We start from the raw sequence: 13,491 nt of genomic DNA, 5'->3' as shown, positions 1-13,491 counted from the left end.
ATGTTCACCGACACGAGCGGCATCCGACACCTCGCGCGACGGATGCGCGAGCGCGCCGAGGAGATCCGGGCCGAGGGCGCCGCGTTGCGGCGCCGAGCCGACGACGTGCCCTGGCAGGGCCGATCCGCGGAGGCGATGCGCACCCACCTGGCGGTCCGCCTGACCACCCTGGCGGCGACCGCGGACCTGCACGACGAGGCCGCCGATGCGCTGGAGCGACATGCCGGCGCGGTCGACTCCCTCACCGCTGTGGGTGGGGCCGTCGCGGGCGCAGCAGACAAGCTGCGGAGCCTGCTGTGACGGGGGCGGAGATCACCGGCGTCGTCGGCGGCGCGGCCGGGATCGAGGCGATGTACGCCGCCGTGCGCGCACTCGCGGCAGCCTTCGACCAGACCGGTGACGAGCTGCGGGCGTGGGCCGGCGACGGCTTCCGGGCACTGATGGACCCGGACCTCGCGTCGACGGCACTGCTGTCACCGCCGACCTTCGCCCTCGCCGAGGCCGCACTGCTGGCCGCGACCACGGGACCGCTCGGCCTGCTGCCCGGATCGGCCGGCTGGGAGGCCGACGCTGTGCTCGTCCGGGCAGCGGTGGCGATGTTGGCGGCGAGCGACGACGCGGCCCACCTCGCCCTGGAGGTGGTCGACTGGCGGCTGGGGCTGGCCGCCGGTGGCGCGGTCCGACTCGTCGGGCCGGCGGCGGCCGTCGGCCTGATCGCGATGCCACCGGACGCGCGCGACCGGCTCGGCATCGCGGCCGAGAGCTGGATCGTCCACCACCCCGGCTTCGTGCAGCACGCCGCCAACGCCGGCGGCGGCCTCTTCACGGGGCTGGCACCCCTCCCGTTCGTGGTGCCCGACAACCGCACGGCGACGGCGCTCCTCGCGACGCCGTACGATGACGGGACGGCGGTCACGACCCGGCGGCCGGACCTCGGCGTCCCGGCCGACCACCGGCAGCCGGGCTCCATCGAGGCGCTGGTCGAACACCTGTCAGAGGTGGCGGGGCTGTCACCCGACCCGGACTCTGCCGACAACGGCACAATCGAGGTGCAGTCGCTCGACCCGGGCACCGACCGGGCGAGGCACGTCGTCTACATCCCGGGCACCGACGACCTGGCCACGCTTCCCTGGACCCAGGACGGCGACGTCCGCGACCTGGGCAGCGACCTGCGCTCGGCGGCGGGCCAGGAGACGGCGTACCAGCGCGGCATCCTGGACGCGATGCGGCAGGCAGGCATCGGACGGCACGAACCCGTGCTGCTCGTCGGGCACTCCCTCGGCGGGATGGAGGCAGCGGCACTGGCCAGCAGGGACACGGGCTTCGCGATCACCGACGTGGTCACGGCCGGGTCGCCGACCGCGCAGCTCGACGGCTTCCCCGATGGCGTCCACGTGCTCTCGCTCGAGCATCGCGGCGACGTCGTACCCCTGCTCGACGGGGCCGACAACCCGGACATCCGCGAGCAGACGACGGTCACCTTCGATGACGGCGGTCGCCCGGAGGTCGAGGCCAAGCACGCCTACGGGCACTACATCGACGGCGCTGCCGCGGTCGATGCCTCCGCCGACCCGTCGCTGACCCGCGAGGTCGCCGGTCTGCACGACCGGGGCTTCCTCGAAGATGGGCGAACGGCGACGGAGGTGACCAGCCAGTTCTTCCAGATCGTGCGCCGGTGACGTCCGGAGGATCGAGCTCAGTGCCGCGACGGGGCCGCGAGTCCGTCGAGGATCAGCTCGAGCAGACGGGGCGCTCGATCCACTGGTGTCGCGGGCGCCCGCCACAGTGCACCTGTCAGCTGGAGGAAGTCACCCGGGTCGACATCACCGCGGATGCTGCCGGTCCGCTCGCCCGCGTCCAACAGATCGGAGATGGCGCCGACGACCGGGCCGTAGGTCTGTTCGGTGATCGACAGGTGCGCACTGGGGGTGAGAGCGTCGCCCAGGCCGTGCTTGCGGCGCATCGCCTCGACCAGGTCCAACGTCCAGGTGCGCAGCGCGTCCACCGGAGGCAGCTCGGTGAGGAGTCGCGGCACGGAGTCGACCAACCGGTCGACCTCGTGGCGGTAGACGGCGAGCACGAGAGCCTCGCGCGTCGGGAAGTTCCGGTAGAGCGTCCCCGCACCCACGCCGGCGCGCTGCGCGATCTGGTTCATCGACGTTGTTCCGTCCTCGTCGAGGGCGTCACGCGCAGCCTCGAGGATGCGGGCTCGGTTCTCCCGAGCATCCGAACGGACCAACGACGACCTCCTTGATAAGTGGAGAGTTCTCCACTACTGTAACTGGAGACTTCTCCACCTACGCTAAGGGACCACCATGCACTACATCAAGCTCGGCACCACCGGACTCGATGTCTCGCCCATCGCCATCGGGGCGATGACGTACGGCGAGCCCGATCGCGGCCACCCGGTGTGGTCGCTGAACGAAGCCGAGAGCCGACCGCTCATCAAGCAGGCCCTGGACGCCGGTATCAACTTCTTCGACACCGCCAACATGTACTCCCAAGGCTCGAGCGAGGAGATTCTCGGACGTGCACTGACGGACTTCGCCGACCGCGACGACGTCGTCATCGCCACCAAGCTGCGCCACCCGATGCGCCCCGGCCCGAACGGCAAGGGATTGTCGCGGAAGGCGATCATGACCGAGGTCGACCACAGCCTGGCCCGCCTCCGCACCGACTACATCGACCTCTACCAGATCCACCGCATGGACACCTCGACGCCGCTCGAGGAGACCCTCGAAGCGCTGCACGACCTCGTCAAGGCCGGCAAGGTCCGCTACCTGGGAGCGTCGTCGATGCACGCGTGGGAGTTCAGCAAGGCGCTGCACCTCCAGCGCCACCACGGCTGGGCGCGGTTCGTTTCGATGCAGAACCACTACAACCTCCTGGCCCGCGAGGAGGAGCGCGAGATGCTCCCGCTGTGCACCGACGAAGGCATCGGCACGATCCCGTGGAGCCCGCTGGCTCGCGGCCGCCTCGCCCGTGCCAACGGCGCCGTCACCGACAGGTCCTCCAGCAACGACGCCGCGTACGCCGACATGCTCTACACCCAAGAGGCGTCCGACCGGGCCATCATCGAGGCCGTCGGCGTCGTCGCCTCCCACCACGGGGTGAGCAAGGCCCAGGTCGCGCTTGCCTGGCTCCGTTCGAGCCCTGTCGTCACCGCACCACTGGTCGGCGCAACCAAGCCTTCCCAGATCGAGGACGCCGTGGCATCGCTCGACCTCGAGCTCACGGCCGACGAGATCGAGTCCCTCGAAGCGCCGTACACGCCCCGCTACGACTTCCAGGGTGCCTCGGACGAGACAGAACTCGCACGCATCTCCAAGAAGATGGGCATCGCTCCCGCGTGAACGCGTGCTCGGCGAGCCCGTCCTCGGACCTCGCCCTCACAGGATGTCGTGCACGAACTCCCCGAGCTGGGTGAGGTTGCGGCACTCCACCATCGGCACGACCTCGCCGTACTTCGTCGCCGCGGAGTCACCGGTGTCCCAGTGCCGCCGGTGCTCGGGGTTGAGCCACCACGCGTGCCGGGCCTCGCCGGCCAGCCGCTTGAGCACGTCGAGGTTGAGGTCGCTGTAGTTGGAGCGCGCATCGCCGAGGATCAGCAACGACGACTTGGGGCCGAGCGCGTCGCCGTGGTTCTCCTCGAACTTCAGCAGTGCCCGGCCGTAGTTGGTGCGGCCCCACAGCGCCGCGTGCGAGGTGGCGGCGGCGAGCTCGGTGAGTACGTCGGCGGGGTCGGCGCCGGGCACGAAGTGCTCGGTGACCTCGTGCACGTGGTCGATGAACGTGAACGCACGGACCTTCTCGAACTGGTCGCGCAGGGCATAGACGAGCAGCAGCGTGAACTGCGCGAAGTTAGCCACCGAGCCGCTGACGTCGCAGAGCACGACGAGCTCGGTGCGGTGCGGCCGCTTCGGCTTGTGGTGGGTGGTGAGGGGTACGCCGCCCGTGGACATCGAGGCCCGGACGGTACGCCGGAAGTCGAGCGGTCCCCGTCGCTTCGCATGGTGCTCCTGGGTCAGCCGGGTGGCGAGACGGCGCGCGAGCGGGTAGATCTCTCGGCGCATCTGCTCGAGGTCGGATCGACGGGCGGCGGTGAAGTCGAGCCGGTCGATCGAGGGCTTGATCGCGACGTTGGCGACGTGCTCGGGCCCCTTCTCCTCCGCGATCCGGCGCCGGGCGTCGGCCTCGACCATCGCGGTGAAGCCGCCCACCCGGCGACCAGCCTCGCGGCGCGCCTCGTCGTCGAGGCGGCCTTCGGCCATCAGCGCCTGGACGATCCTGTCGACCAACTCGGAGGGCGCGACCCGCTGCATCGCCGTGTACGCCGACCACGACGACAGTCCCGGGCCACGGCCCGGCATCGCGCCGAACCGGGCGATCATCTCCGCGGCGAGCTCGAGCATCGCCTGCTGGTCGCCCTCGGCGAGGGCATCGGCCAGGGCGTCTCGGAAGGCCGCCAGCGCCTCGGCGTTGTCGCGGACCGCGCTGTCGGTCGGGTCCTCGTCGTCGCGCTGACCCGCCACACCGTCGCCCACCATCCGCGGGAAGTAGACGTCGAAGAGCGCGTCGAAGGTCGGCCGCTGGGTCTGCTTCTTGACCAGGGTCGCGGCGTACGCCGTCTGCACGACGGACCGGTCGTCCCAGTCCAGTGCCTGCAGGGCGGCGATCGCGTCGAGGTCCTCGGCGAGCGACACCGACAGCCCGGCGGCTCGCAGCGCCTCCAGGAAGGAGATGTGACGATCGACGAGTCCAGAAATCATGACCGGAGTCGGAGCTCCTTGACGGCCTTCGCCTGGTCGGACGCGTGCTTGAGCACCACGCCCAGCGTGTCGGCGATCGCCTTCTCGTCCAGCTCGCCGATCTCCAGTGCGACCAGGGTGCGCGCCCAGTCGACGGACTCCGCGATCGACGGCGCCTTCTTGAGCTCGAGCTCGCGCAGCCGCGAGATCGTCTCGACCAGGCGTACGGCGACGCGCTCCTCGAGGTCGGGCACCTGCGAGGTGACGATCTCGCGCTCGCGCTCGGCGTCCGGATAGTCGAGGTGCAGGTAGAGGCAACGTCGCTTCACGGCCTCCGACAGCTCGCGGGTCGCGTTGGACGTGAGCACCACGAAGGGCCGGCGTACGGCGGAGACCGTGCCCAGCTCCGGGATCGTCACCTGGAAGTCGGACAGCACCTCCAGCAGGAGCCCCTCGACCTCGACGTCGGTCTTGTCGACCTCGTCGATCAGCAGCACCGTCAGCTCCTCGCGCCGGATGGCGGTGAGCAGCGGCCGGGTCAGCAGGAACTCGTCCGTGAAGATGTCGTCGTGCGTCGCCGACCACTCCTGGTCGGAGCCCTGCGACGACTGGATGCGCAGCAGCTGCTTCTTGTAGTTCCACTCGTAGAGCGCTCGCGCCTCGTCGAGTCCCTCGTAGCACTGCAGCCGCACCAGCTCGGCGTTCGTCACCTTCGCGACCGCCTTGGCCAGCTCGGTCTTGCCGACTCCCGCCGGACCCTCGACGAGGAGCGGCTTCTCCAGCGCACCGGCGAGGTACGCCGTGGTCGCGGTCGTCGCATCGGCGAGGTAGCCGGCCTCCGCCAACCGGGTGGCGGCGTCGGCGGGCGAGGAGAACCAGGAGCTCGGCTGCGGCATGTCCCCATCCTTCCGCACCCCCGGGCCGTACCCCAGGGCAGAGTGCGTCGTTGACCGAGTGGGAGGACCGCGTCCGCTCTGGGGGGAGGACGCGGGAGGCACCGTACGAGGAGGTTCCGATGCCCCACCGGCTCCCGATGCCGACGCGCAGGCTGCGAGCGGCACTCCTCGTGTTACGAACGGGCTCGCTGTCCCTCGTCGTACTGTCCGGGCTCTGGACTCCGGCGTACGACGGGGGCGGCGGTTCGTTCGCGGCGACCGGTCGGCCGTCCGGTCAGGTGCAGCGCCTGATCGACCGCCACGACTGCTCGACCACCGGCTTCGATGACGCCACCCCGGTCTCGGCTCTGGTGCGCCGGCCCGACGGCCGGCTGCGGCTGGTCGCCTACGAACGCGACCTCTTCGCGCTGGCCCGGGTCGGGAGCGTGGTCGCCCTGTGCCTGGACGATCCGCCCGGGTCGCACTGACGATCCGCGGGACGTCATACGAAATGTGGCCCAGAGACCACGACTCGTATGACGTCTCGGGCGAGGACCTAGACGGCGTTGCGCGCCTCGGGCCGGTCGACGACGACGGTGGCGACCGGACCGTCGACCTCGACCCGGACGGTCAGGACGGGTCCTTCACCTCGGGCGCTCCGACGCGGTGCCGCTGCGCGAGCTCCTGGTAGTACGGCGGGTTCTGCTCGATCCAGAGCTCCGACGAGGTGCCCTCGATCGGCTTCGTCGGCTTGGCCGGGATGCCGGCCGCGACCATGCCGCCCGGGATCTCGGTGCCGGGCGTGACGACGGAGCCGGCGGCGACCAGGGTGCGGGCGCCGATCTTCGCGCCGTCGAGCAGCGTCGACCCGTTGCCGATCAGCGCCTGCTCCCCGACCTCGGCGCAGTGCACGATGCAGCCGTGGCCGACCGTGGCGTTGGCGCCGACGACCAGGCTGGTGCCGGACGCCGCGTGCAGGACCGAGTTGTCCTGGATGTTGGCGCCCTCGCCGATCACGATCGTGCAGATGTCGGCGCGGAGCACCGCGCCGTACCAGATGCTCGCGCCCCTCTCGACGGTCACGTCGCCGATCAGCGTCGCGGTCGGCGCGATGAAGGCATCGGGGTGGACGGTGGGGCGCTTGCCCTCGAACTCGAACAGTGGCATGCGGACATTCCACACCCTCGGAAATCCGTCGCTTCGGCGAGTCCGGGGTTAGAGTCCCAGCACTGTCTCGGGGGAGGTCGTTCCCGGGCGTGCACATCACGGGGGGAACATCGTGCGTTGGGGAATCGTCGCACTCGCGACGCTGCTCTGCCTCGCGCTGCCGTCGGTCGAGCTGACCGCGTCGGGCTCGGCGACCGCGGCCGCCGCGGCTCCCGTCCGGTCCGACCCTCAGTGCACCGGTGACGGCTTCACGGCGACCTCGCGCGACCAGGAGGTCGCCGACGACCTGATGGCCAGCCGGATGACGCTCGCGAACTTCTCCGCCTGGCAGCTGCCCGACGACCTGCAGTGGACCGAGGACCCGTTCTCGGACAACAACTGGGTCTTCCAGCTCAACCTGCTGCACTGGGCCGACCCACTGCGCCGGGTCGGACTGGCCACGGGCAACCAGGCGATGCTGGACCGCTACCAGTCGATCATCCACGACTGGGTCGACGACAACCCGGTCGAAGCTCCGCGGTCGAAGTTCGCCTGGTACGACATGGCGGACGGCTTCCGAGCCATCGCCCTGGTCTGCCTCGCGGCCGCACTTCCCGACGAGCCGCAGTGGCTGGTGGACGCGATCGAGACGCACGCGGAGATGCTGTCCGACCCGGACCGCTTCGCCAGCATCAGCAACCACGGCCTCTACCAGAACCTCGGCCTCCTGGCCCTCGGGTGCTCGCGAGCCGTGGCTCCATGGCGCGACCTCGCCGTACGACGGGCCACGACCATGTTGGAGTACGCCGTCGATGAGGAGGGTGTCACCAACGAGGGTTCCGTCGAGTACCAGGCGAGCAACCACAGCTGGTACCTCCAGCTCGCCGAACGTCTTCGCCGCTGTGGCCTCCCCCGCATCCAGAAGCTCGATCGCGTCGACCTGATGCCCGAGTTCCTTGCTCAGGCAACCCAGCCCGACGGCAACCTGGTCGCCTGGGGTGACAGCTCCGCGATCGACCGTGGCGTCAGCATCCCCGGCACCGGAGCCGAGTACGCGATGTCGGAAGGCCGTTCTGGGCCCAAGCCGGACCGCACCTTCGCGGTCTACCAACGCGGTTACGCGTTCTCGCGGTCGGGCTGGTTCGACACCCAGCCCGCCTCGCGACAGTCACTGGCCTCGATCCGCTTCGGTGCACCGAAGTCGACGGCGGTCCACGGCCACGAGGACAGCGGCGCACTCGGCTACTACGCCTACGGCAACCAGGTCCTCTGGCAGCCAGGCCTGTGGGGCGGCGCCGGCGGACCCGAGCGGCGCTACGTCCTCAGCAACCAGGCCCACAACACGGTCGACATCGCGGGCGCGGCGTACGACCCGACGGTCTCCACACCGCTCGTCGCCGCGACCACCACTCCGGCCGCCGACCTCGTGACGGTCGACAGCACCGCGCTCCAGTACGCGAGCTGGCGCCGCACGATGGTGCACGTGAAGCAGCCCGAGATGTTGGTCGTCGACGACCGGGTCAACCAGCTGGTCAAGCGACCCGTGCTCCAGCGCTGGCATCTCGGCGCGGACCGCCGGGTCACCGCGTCGTCCTGCGGTCGGGCCGACACGAGCGGTCCCGGCTCCAACTCGACCTTCCTCTGGATCGGCGGCTGTCCTCGCCTCTCGCTCGCGGTCGGGCAGACCTCCCCGCTCCTCGGGTGGCGCAGTCCGCACGTGAACGAGTTCGTCCCCGCTCCCACCCTGGTCGCCCGGACCTCGGTCCTCCAGGCTCGGATGACCGCGATCATCGTGCCGCGGCGCAGCGGTGTCCGGCCGGCCGACGTCCAGGTGCTCTGGTCGCGGCTGGACCAGAAGGGCGGCGCGGCCGACGTGCGGATCGGACGTCGCGTGCACCGCGTGACCTTTACGGGCTCTACGTCGTCGGTGCGGCTCGAGCGGAGCCCCTCGACGACCTCGGCGACTATCCGGAAGGCGGCTCGCATCCGGGTCGGCAAGCCTCTCGAGGTCCTCGTGAAGGTCTCCACGGCGACCGGCCAGACCGCGACGGGGCGAGTGTCCGTGGCGATCGGTGGGCGGAAGCGCAGCGCCCGCCTGCGGCACGGCCAGGTCTCGCTCCGCCTCCCGCAGCTGAGCGCCGGGCGCTACCGGCTGCGCACGGCGTACGAAGGCAGTGGCAGTGTGCGGCCCTCGCGGACGGCGGCGCAGACCGTCGTCGTGAAGTCGGGGCGCTGACCCGACGGCCCGGTCGGACGGGACACGCGCCCCTGCCGACTGGGGCGCCGGGACACGCAGGGTGTCCGCATGACTCGGACGAACCACCGCACCCTCACCACTCTTGTCCTCGGGCTCGCCCTCGTGCTGCTGACTCCGGCGTACGCCGGCGCCGAGCCGCCTGAGGAACCGGAGGAGGACCTCACCGCACCCACGATCACGATCACCCCGCCGGTGGGTGGGATCGGCGGGTGGTACGCCGACAGCCCGGTCGAGGTCCACGTCCAGGCGACCGATCCCGGCACGGATGCCAGCGGGCTGCAGGTCGTCGGCTACACGGTCACGGGCGCCCACAGCGACACGGGCACGGTGGCCAACGTCGGCGGCGGAGTCGTCCGCATCAACACCAACGGATGGTCCAAGGTCACCGTCGAGGCGATCGACCGAGAAGGCAACACCGCCACCCAGGAGGTAGCGGTCGGACTCGACCGCGGCCAGCCATCCGTGATCTACAGCGGCCAGGTGACGCCCGGTGCCGTCGGGCGGGCTGCTCGACACCAGCACCGTCGGGAGCAATCGGACCGTCCAGGTCACCGCCACCGACCGCGTCGGTCGGCAGACCACCAACATCGTCCACGACGCCGTCGTCGAGGCGAAGCTCAACGTGGTCTCACCAGTTGCGATGAGTGGCAACGGGGTCATCGCGGAGGAGCTGACCAGGCTCGCCGGGGAGTTCACGCCCGTTCCGACCACCATCGAGTACGAGTGGCACCGTGACGGTCAGTCGATCCCGAGTGCAGTCGGGCTGACCTACCGCCCCCGAGCCTCCGATGTCGGCCACGCGGTGACACCGGTCGCCACTGCCAAGCGCAACGACTTCGCCGACGGGCGCTCCGAGTCGGCGCCGATCACGATCACCCCGGGTGAGCTCCAGATGAGCGAGCTCCCCACCCTCCGCGGTGAGGTCCGCGTCGGGGGCCAGCTCACCGTCGACCACGCGCCGGTCTTCCCGGGAGGCGCGACCACGACGTACGGTCACCGCCCTCAAGGTCAGCGCCAAGGCGAAGAGCCGCGTCGTCCGGCTCACCGTCCGCGCGACCTCCCCGGGCATCGCGCCCGCCGGAACCGTGGTCGTGAAGGTACGCGGCAAGGTCGTCGCCCGCGTCACGCTGAGGGCGGGCACCGGGACGGTCCGGGTCAAGGGTCTGCGGCCCGGTCGCACCACGCTCACCGCGTCGTACGCCGGAACTGCGGTCACGACGTCCGCGGCCGCCAAGGTCACCGTGAAGGTACCCCGCCGCTGACCTGGTCCCGAGCGGAAATGCCGAACGCCCCAGATCGATGATCCGGGGCGTTCGTGCTGGCGGTGGCGGTGGGATTTGAACCCACGGTGGGCGATGAACCCACACAACATTTCGAGTGTTGCACCTTCGGCCGCTCGGACACGCCACCGCGGGAGAGATTACCGGAGGGGTTCCGCAGCGACGAAATCAGGTCGGTCGTGCTGCTGAGAGTGCGCTCGGGCGCGCGCTCAGCAGCACGACTGGACGATCAGGGAGCCCAGCCAGGGTCCCGTCCGGTCGCACCGGCGAGCCGGTCGAGCGCAGGGGCATCGGCGGGGACGGGCACGGGCGGGCCGAACGGGCCGGCGCCGGCCCCGGGCGGCACCTCGAAGCTCGCCGCGAAGCCCAGCGAGGCGAGCACGCAGGCCTCGTCGGGGTCGTAGGGATGGCCGGTTGCGCGGGCCAGGTCCCAGCCGTGCACGACGACCTCGTCGAGCGCCACCAGGGCCGCGATGTCGGCCGGCATCTCGATCGGGCCGGCCATCGTGAGCCCGTCGTACGCCGCGGGGTCGGTCCAGGCGGCGGCGAGCTGTTCGAGCGCCGCCGGGATCTCGGTGCGCCAGTCGGGCGAGAGCTGCGAGCCGTCGACGACGGGCTGGCCGCCGTCGGGGAGCGGCGCCTTGCGCGCGGCGAGGGTGAACGCCAGCGCCAGCCCGTTCAGGTGGTCGAGCAGGTCGGCGACCGAGAAGTCCGGGCACGGGGTCGCGGCGGTGAGCTGCTCGTCGCTGATGCCGCCGAGCACGGTCGTCACGGCGCGGGTGGCCGGTGCGAAGTCGATGGTGTCCATGTCAACACCGACCCTGGCACCGGTCCGAACTCATCGGCTGTTGCCGTGACAACCTCGACCCCTAGGCTGGCCGCATGGACCCGCTGACCGATTCCGAGGCCGCGCTCTGGCACGCCTGGCAGGCCGCGGCCGAGGCGTTGTCGCAGGTCAGCACGGAGGTGGCGACCGAGACCGGGCTCTCCGAGCCAGACCTGACGGTGTTGACACGTCTCCAGGACCACGGCGGCGGCCGATTGCGGCAGAGCGAGCTCGCCGCGGCGTCCGGATGGCACCGGAGCCGGCTCTCCCACCACCTCCGGCGGATGCAGGAGCGCGGGCTGGTCGACCGCGACGAGGTGCCCGGAGGTGTTGACGTGCGGCTCACCACGATGGGCCGGGCAGCGCTGCACCGGGCCCGGCCGGTGCACGCCGACGCCGTACGACGTCACCTCGTGCAGGCGCTCCCCGCGCGCGACCGGGACCGGTTGTTGACGATCCTGCGCAAGCTCAGCCCAGCGCCGGGATCGTGAGCACCGACGGGTAGGTCGCCGAGCTGTGGATCGTCAGCCCGGTCAGCGTGCTCGGCAGGTCCGGCAGGGTCGGCAGCAGGTGCGGGACGTCGAAGGACTGGATCGCGATCCGCAGCCGGTGGCCCCGGGCGATCCTGGCCGCGGTCGGGAACACCTCGACGTCGACCGGCGCGATCTCCCCGCCGGCCAGCGGCTTCTTCGACGCCCGCGTGAACCGGTGGAAGGGCTGCAGCACGCGACCGTCGAGGTAGCGGGTGCGCCCCTTGTCGAGAGCTCGCTGCGACACGAGCTGCCAGCCGCCGGTCAGCCGGCTGACCTTCCCGTCGGGAGCCACGTCGGAGACCGACACCGAGAGCATGCCGTCGCCGCTGACGCTGGACGTGTAGAGCCGGGCGTTGATCGGGCCGCGCAGCCGCGTCGCCTTGGCGAGCGGCGCCGTCTCGTAGACGATCCCCGTCTGATCGTTGGCCGCGTTGTCCTGGAAGCACGGCAGGTCGGCGAGCGCCGTCTCCGGGATCCCGGCCGTCCACTGGTTGGCGGAGCGCGTGCACAGCCCCGAGATCGGGATCGGCGGCACGTACGCCGTACCGTCCTCGGCCGCACCCGTGGTCAGCACGCCGTGCCCTCCCCCGGCCGTGGCCGCACCGGAGAGCCGGAAGGATTCCGCCCGCTGCTTGCCGATCCAGCGCTGCGCCGTGGTCCAGCGGCCGCTGCCCTGCTCGTAGTAGGTGACCGGCGGGATGTCCTTGTCGAGGCGGGGGTCCTTGATGCCGCGGACGTAGCGGTCGAACCACCGCAGCTGCAGCTCGTCGAGCGTGCCGTGGCCGGCCTTGCCGATGCCGGCGCCCGAGGAGCCCTCGAGGTGGTCCCATGGGCCGATGATCATCTTGGCCGGGACGCCGCGCTTCTGGAGGTTCTCGAAGAGCAGCGGGGTGCCGCGCTGGAAGAGGTCGAACTCGCCACCGATGAGGAACGTCGGCACGTCGACTCGCTTGATCACGCGCGACGGCGAGCGGTCGCGGTAGAACTTCCCGTCGTACGCCGAGTCACCGCCGGTGACCGCGTCGAGCAGGAGCGGCAGCGTGAACGTCGCAGCGGCACCGAGGTGGGAGACCAGGGCACCGAAGCCCGACTGCGGATCGGTCGCGGCGACGGCCGGCGGAACGACGCCCGTGGTCGTCACGAGCCCCAGCCAGAGCGGGATGAAGCCGACGTCGACCTGGCCACCGGAGGCGACGACGTCGCGGTAGACGTCGGCCGCCGGGACCTGCGGGAAGATCGCCTTGAGCCCCTTCGGCCGGGCGCCAGCCGCGAAGATCTGGCTGATCCCCATGTACGACGGGCCGCTCATGCCGATCCGGCCGTTGCTCCACGGGCGGTTGCGCGAGTGCGCCCACTCGACGATCTCACCGGCGTCCTTGTCCTCGCGCCGGCTGAACGCACCCCATGAGCCCTCGGAGCTGCCGGTCCCGCGCGCGTCGACGGTCAGCTGGGCGTAGCCCCGCTGGACCAGGAAGTCGCTGCCACCCGGGGAGACCGTCTTGTTGTACGCCGTGATCGTGACCAGCACCGGGAGCCGCTTGCGCACCGCCGTGCCGTCGGCCTTGGCCGGCAGCACCAGGTCGCCGCGCAGCACGGTGCCGTCGGACATCGGGATCGCGAGGTCCTTCTGGGTGACGGCCCCGGGATAGGTCGCCGCCCGAGGCTTCCACGCGCCCGCCTTCGTGGCGGCCGGCCCGGCCGCGTCCGCAGGCGCGGCGATGACGACGGCACCGGACAGCACCAGCGCAGAGGACAGGGCGAGGACGAGGCTGCGGATCCGGTTCACACGGGGACAACGAGCCGAGCCCGGAGATGTAACGGTCAGT

The 13,491-nt window shown here is 71.0% G+C and carries 14 protein-coding genes and 1 tRNA gene; 8 read left to right on the top strand and 7 right to left on the bottom strand.

Features of this window, described 5'->3' with window-relative positions; translation table 11 throughout:
• Both ABEA33_RS01995 and ABEA33_RS01990 read left to right on the top strand, forming a co-directional pair.
• Positions 1-300, top strand: coding sequence for a hypothetical protein (locus ABEA33_RS01995; RefSeq protein ID WP_345524862.1), 300 nt, complete (start codon positions 1-3; stop codon positions 298-300).
• Complete coding sequence (locus ABEA33_RS01990) at positions 297-1,679, top strand: hypothetical protein (protein WP_345524861.1); 1,383 nt, start codon at positions 297-299, stop codon at positions 1,677-1,679. Before ABEA33_RS01995 ends, ABEA33_RS01990 begins: the two co-directional genes overlap by 4 nt.
• 17 nt (positions 1,680-1,696) lie before the next feature.
• Here ABEA33_RS01990 and ABEA33_RS01985 read toward each other — a convergent pair whose 3' ends face one another.
• On the bottom strand, positions 1,697-2,239 hold the full coding sequence (locus tag ABEA33_RS01985; protein WP_345524860.1) for a TetR/AcrR family transcriptional regulator: 543 nt from the start codon (positions 2,237-2,239) through the stop codon (positions 1,697-1,699).
• Between the two features lie 76 nt (positions 2,240-2,315).
• Here ABEA33_RS01985 and ABEA33_RS01980 point away from each other — a divergent pair, with 76 nt between their 5' ends.
• Positions 2,316-3,353, top strand: a complete 1,038-nt coding sequence (locus ABEA33_RS01980) for an aldo/keto reductase (RefSeq protein WP_345524859.1) — start codon at positions 2,316-2,318, stop codon at positions 3,351-3,353.
• A gap of 36 nt (positions 3,354-3,389) precedes the next feature.
• Here the strand turns inward: ABEA33_RS01980 and ABEA33_RS01975 are convergent, their stop codons facing one another.
• A complete protein-coding gene (locus tag ABEA33_RS01975) occupies positions 3,390-4,769 on the bottom strand; it encodes a vWA domain-containing protein (RefSeq protein WP_345524858.1) in 1,380 nt (459 codons plus the stop codon).
• Positions 4,766-5,644 carry an AAA family ATPase gene (locus ABEA33_RS01970; protein WP_345524857.1) on the bottom strand — a complete coding sequence of 293 codons (879 nt, stop codon included), beginning with the start codon at positions 5,642-5,644 and terminating at the stop codon, positions 4,766-4,768. The genes ABEA33_RS01975 and ABEA33_RS01970 overlap by 4 nt, the downstream gene beginning before the upstream one ends.
• A gap of 119 nt (positions 5,645-5,763) precedes the next feature.
• On the opposite strand from ABEA33_RS01970, the gene ABEA33_RS01965 reads away from it, so the two are divergent.
• On the top strand, positions 5,764-6,111 hold the full coding sequence (locus ABEA33_RS01965) for a hypothetical protein (RefSeq protein ID WP_345524856.1): 348 nt from the start codon (positions 5,764-5,766) through the stop codon (positions 6,109-6,111).
• Positions 6,112-6,253: 142 nt separating this feature from the next.
• Here ABEA33_RS01965 and ABEA33_RS01960 read toward each other — a convergent pair whose 3' ends face one another.
• Positions 6,254-6,790 (bottom strand): gamma carbonic anhydrase family protein, encoded by a 537-nt coding sequence (locus ABEA33_RS01960; RefSeq protein ID WP_345524855.1) that lies wholly within the window; start codon positions 6,788-6,790, stop codon positions 6,254-6,256.
• Positions 6,791-6,902: 112 nt separating this feature from the next.
• Between ABEA33_RS01960 and ABEA33_RS01955 the strand changes: the two genes are divergently transcribed.
• The 3 genes from ABEA33_RS01955 to ABEA33_RS01945 all read left to right on the top strand — a co-directional run bounded on the left by ABEA33_RS01955 (position 6,903) and on the right by ABEA33_RS01945 (position 10,288).
• Complete coding sequence (locus tag ABEA33_RS01955) at positions 6,903-9,005, top strand: heparinase II/III domain-containing protein (protein WP_345524854.1); 2,103 nt, start codon at positions 6,903-6,905, stop codon at positions 9,003-9,005.
• Between the two features lie 69 nt (positions 9,006-9,074).
• On the top strand, positions 9,075-9,761 hold the full coding sequence (locus ABEA33_RS01950; RefSeq protein WP_345524853.1) for a hypothetical protein: 687 nt from the start codon (positions 9,075-9,077) through the stop codon (positions 9,759-9,761).
• Between the two features lie 182 nt (positions 9,762-9,943).
• Complete coding sequence (locus ABEA33_RS01945) at positions 9,944-10,288, top strand: Ig-like domain repeat protein (protein ID WP_345524852.1); 345 nt, start codon at positions 9,944-9,946, stop codon at positions 10,286-10,288.
• A 57-nt stretch (positions 10,289-10,345) separates the two neighbouring features.
• On the opposite strand, the gene ABEA33_RS01940 is transcribed toward ABEA33_RS01945, so the two are convergent.
• Together ABEA33_RS01940 and ABEA33_RS01935 are read right to left on the bottom strand one after the other, a co-directional pair.
• Positions 10,346-10,436: transfer RNA gene (locus tag ABEA33_RS01940), tRNA-Ser, on the bottom strand.
• Between the two features lie 99 nt (positions 10,437-10,535).
• Complete coding sequence (locus ABEA33_RS01935; RefSeq protein ID WP_345524851.1) at positions 10,536-11,114, bottom strand: TIGR03086 family metal-binding protein; 579 nt, start codon at positions 11,112-11,114, stop codon at positions 10,536-10,538.
• Positions 11,115-11,188: 74 nt separating this feature from the next.
• Here ABEA33_RS01935 and ABEA33_RS01930 point away from each other — a divergent pair, with 74 nt between their 5' ends.
• The gene (locus ABEA33_RS01930; RefSeq protein ID WP_345524850.1) at positions 11,189-11,623 is read left to right on the top strand and encodes a MarR family winged helix-turn-helix transcriptional regulator; all 435 of its coding nucleotides are present in this window, start codon (positions 11,189-11,191) and stop codon (positions 11,621-11,623) included.
• Here ABEA33_RS01930 and ABEA33_RS01925 read toward each other — a convergent pair.
• On the bottom strand, positions 11,601-13,451 hold the full coding sequence (locus tag ABEA33_RS01925; protein ID WP_345524849.1) for a CocE/NonD family hydrolase: 1,851 nt from the start codon (positions 13,449-13,451) through the stop codon (positions 11,601-11,603). The genes ABEA33_RS01930 and ABEA33_RS01925 overlap by 23 nt on opposite strands.
• Positions 13,452-13,491 lie beyond the last annotated feature (40 nt).

Origin of the sequence: Nocardioides endophyticus (genome assembly GCF_039543845.1) — a bacterium.
GTDB lineage: Bacteria > Actinomycetota > Actinomycetes > Propionibacteriales > Nocardioidaceae > Nocardioides > Nocardioides endophyticus.
This window is presented reverse-complemented; position numbering and strand designations above follow the sequence as displayed.

Excerpts from the sequence above, each read along its gene's own strand:
- ABEA33_RS01995 (WP_345524862.1), top strand. The coding sequence starts at position 1 with ATGTTCACCGACACGAGCGGCATCCGACACCTCGCGCGACGGATGCGC.
- ABEA33_RS01980 (WP_345524859.1), top strand. The coding sequence starts at position 2,316 with ATGCACTACATCAAGCTCGGCACCACCGGACTCGATGTCTCGCCCATC.
- ABEA33_RS01975 (WP_345524858.1), bottom strand. The coding sequence starts at position 4,769 with ATGATTTCTGGACTCGTCGATCGTCACATCTCCTTCCTGGAGGCGCTG.
- ABEA33_RS01970 (WP_345524857.1), bottom strand. The coding sequence starts at position 5,644 with ATGCCGCAGCCGAGCTCCTGGTTCTCCTCGCCCGCCGACGCCGCCACC.
- ABEA33_RS01965 (WP_345524856.1), top strand. The coding sequence starts at position 5,764 with ATGCCCCACCGGCTCCCGATGCCGACGCGCAGGCTGCGAGCGGCACTC.
- ABEA33_RS01960 (WP_345524855.1), bottom strand. The coding sequence starts at position 6,790 with ATGCCACTGTTCGAGTTCGAGGGCAAGCGCCCCACCGTCCACCCCGAT.
- ABEA33_RS01950 (WP_345524853.1), top strand. The coding sequence starts at position 9,075 with ATGACTCGGACGAACCACCGCACCCTCACCACTCTTGTCCTCGGGCTC.
- ABEA33_RS01935 (WP_345524851.1), bottom strand. The coding sequence starts at position 11,114 with ATGGACACCATCGACTTCGCACCGGCCACCCGCGCCGTGACGACCGTG.
- ABEA33_RS01930 (WP_345524850.1), top strand. The coding sequence starts at position 11,189 with ATGGACCCGCTGACCGATTCCGAGGCCGCGCTCTGGCACGCCTGGCAG.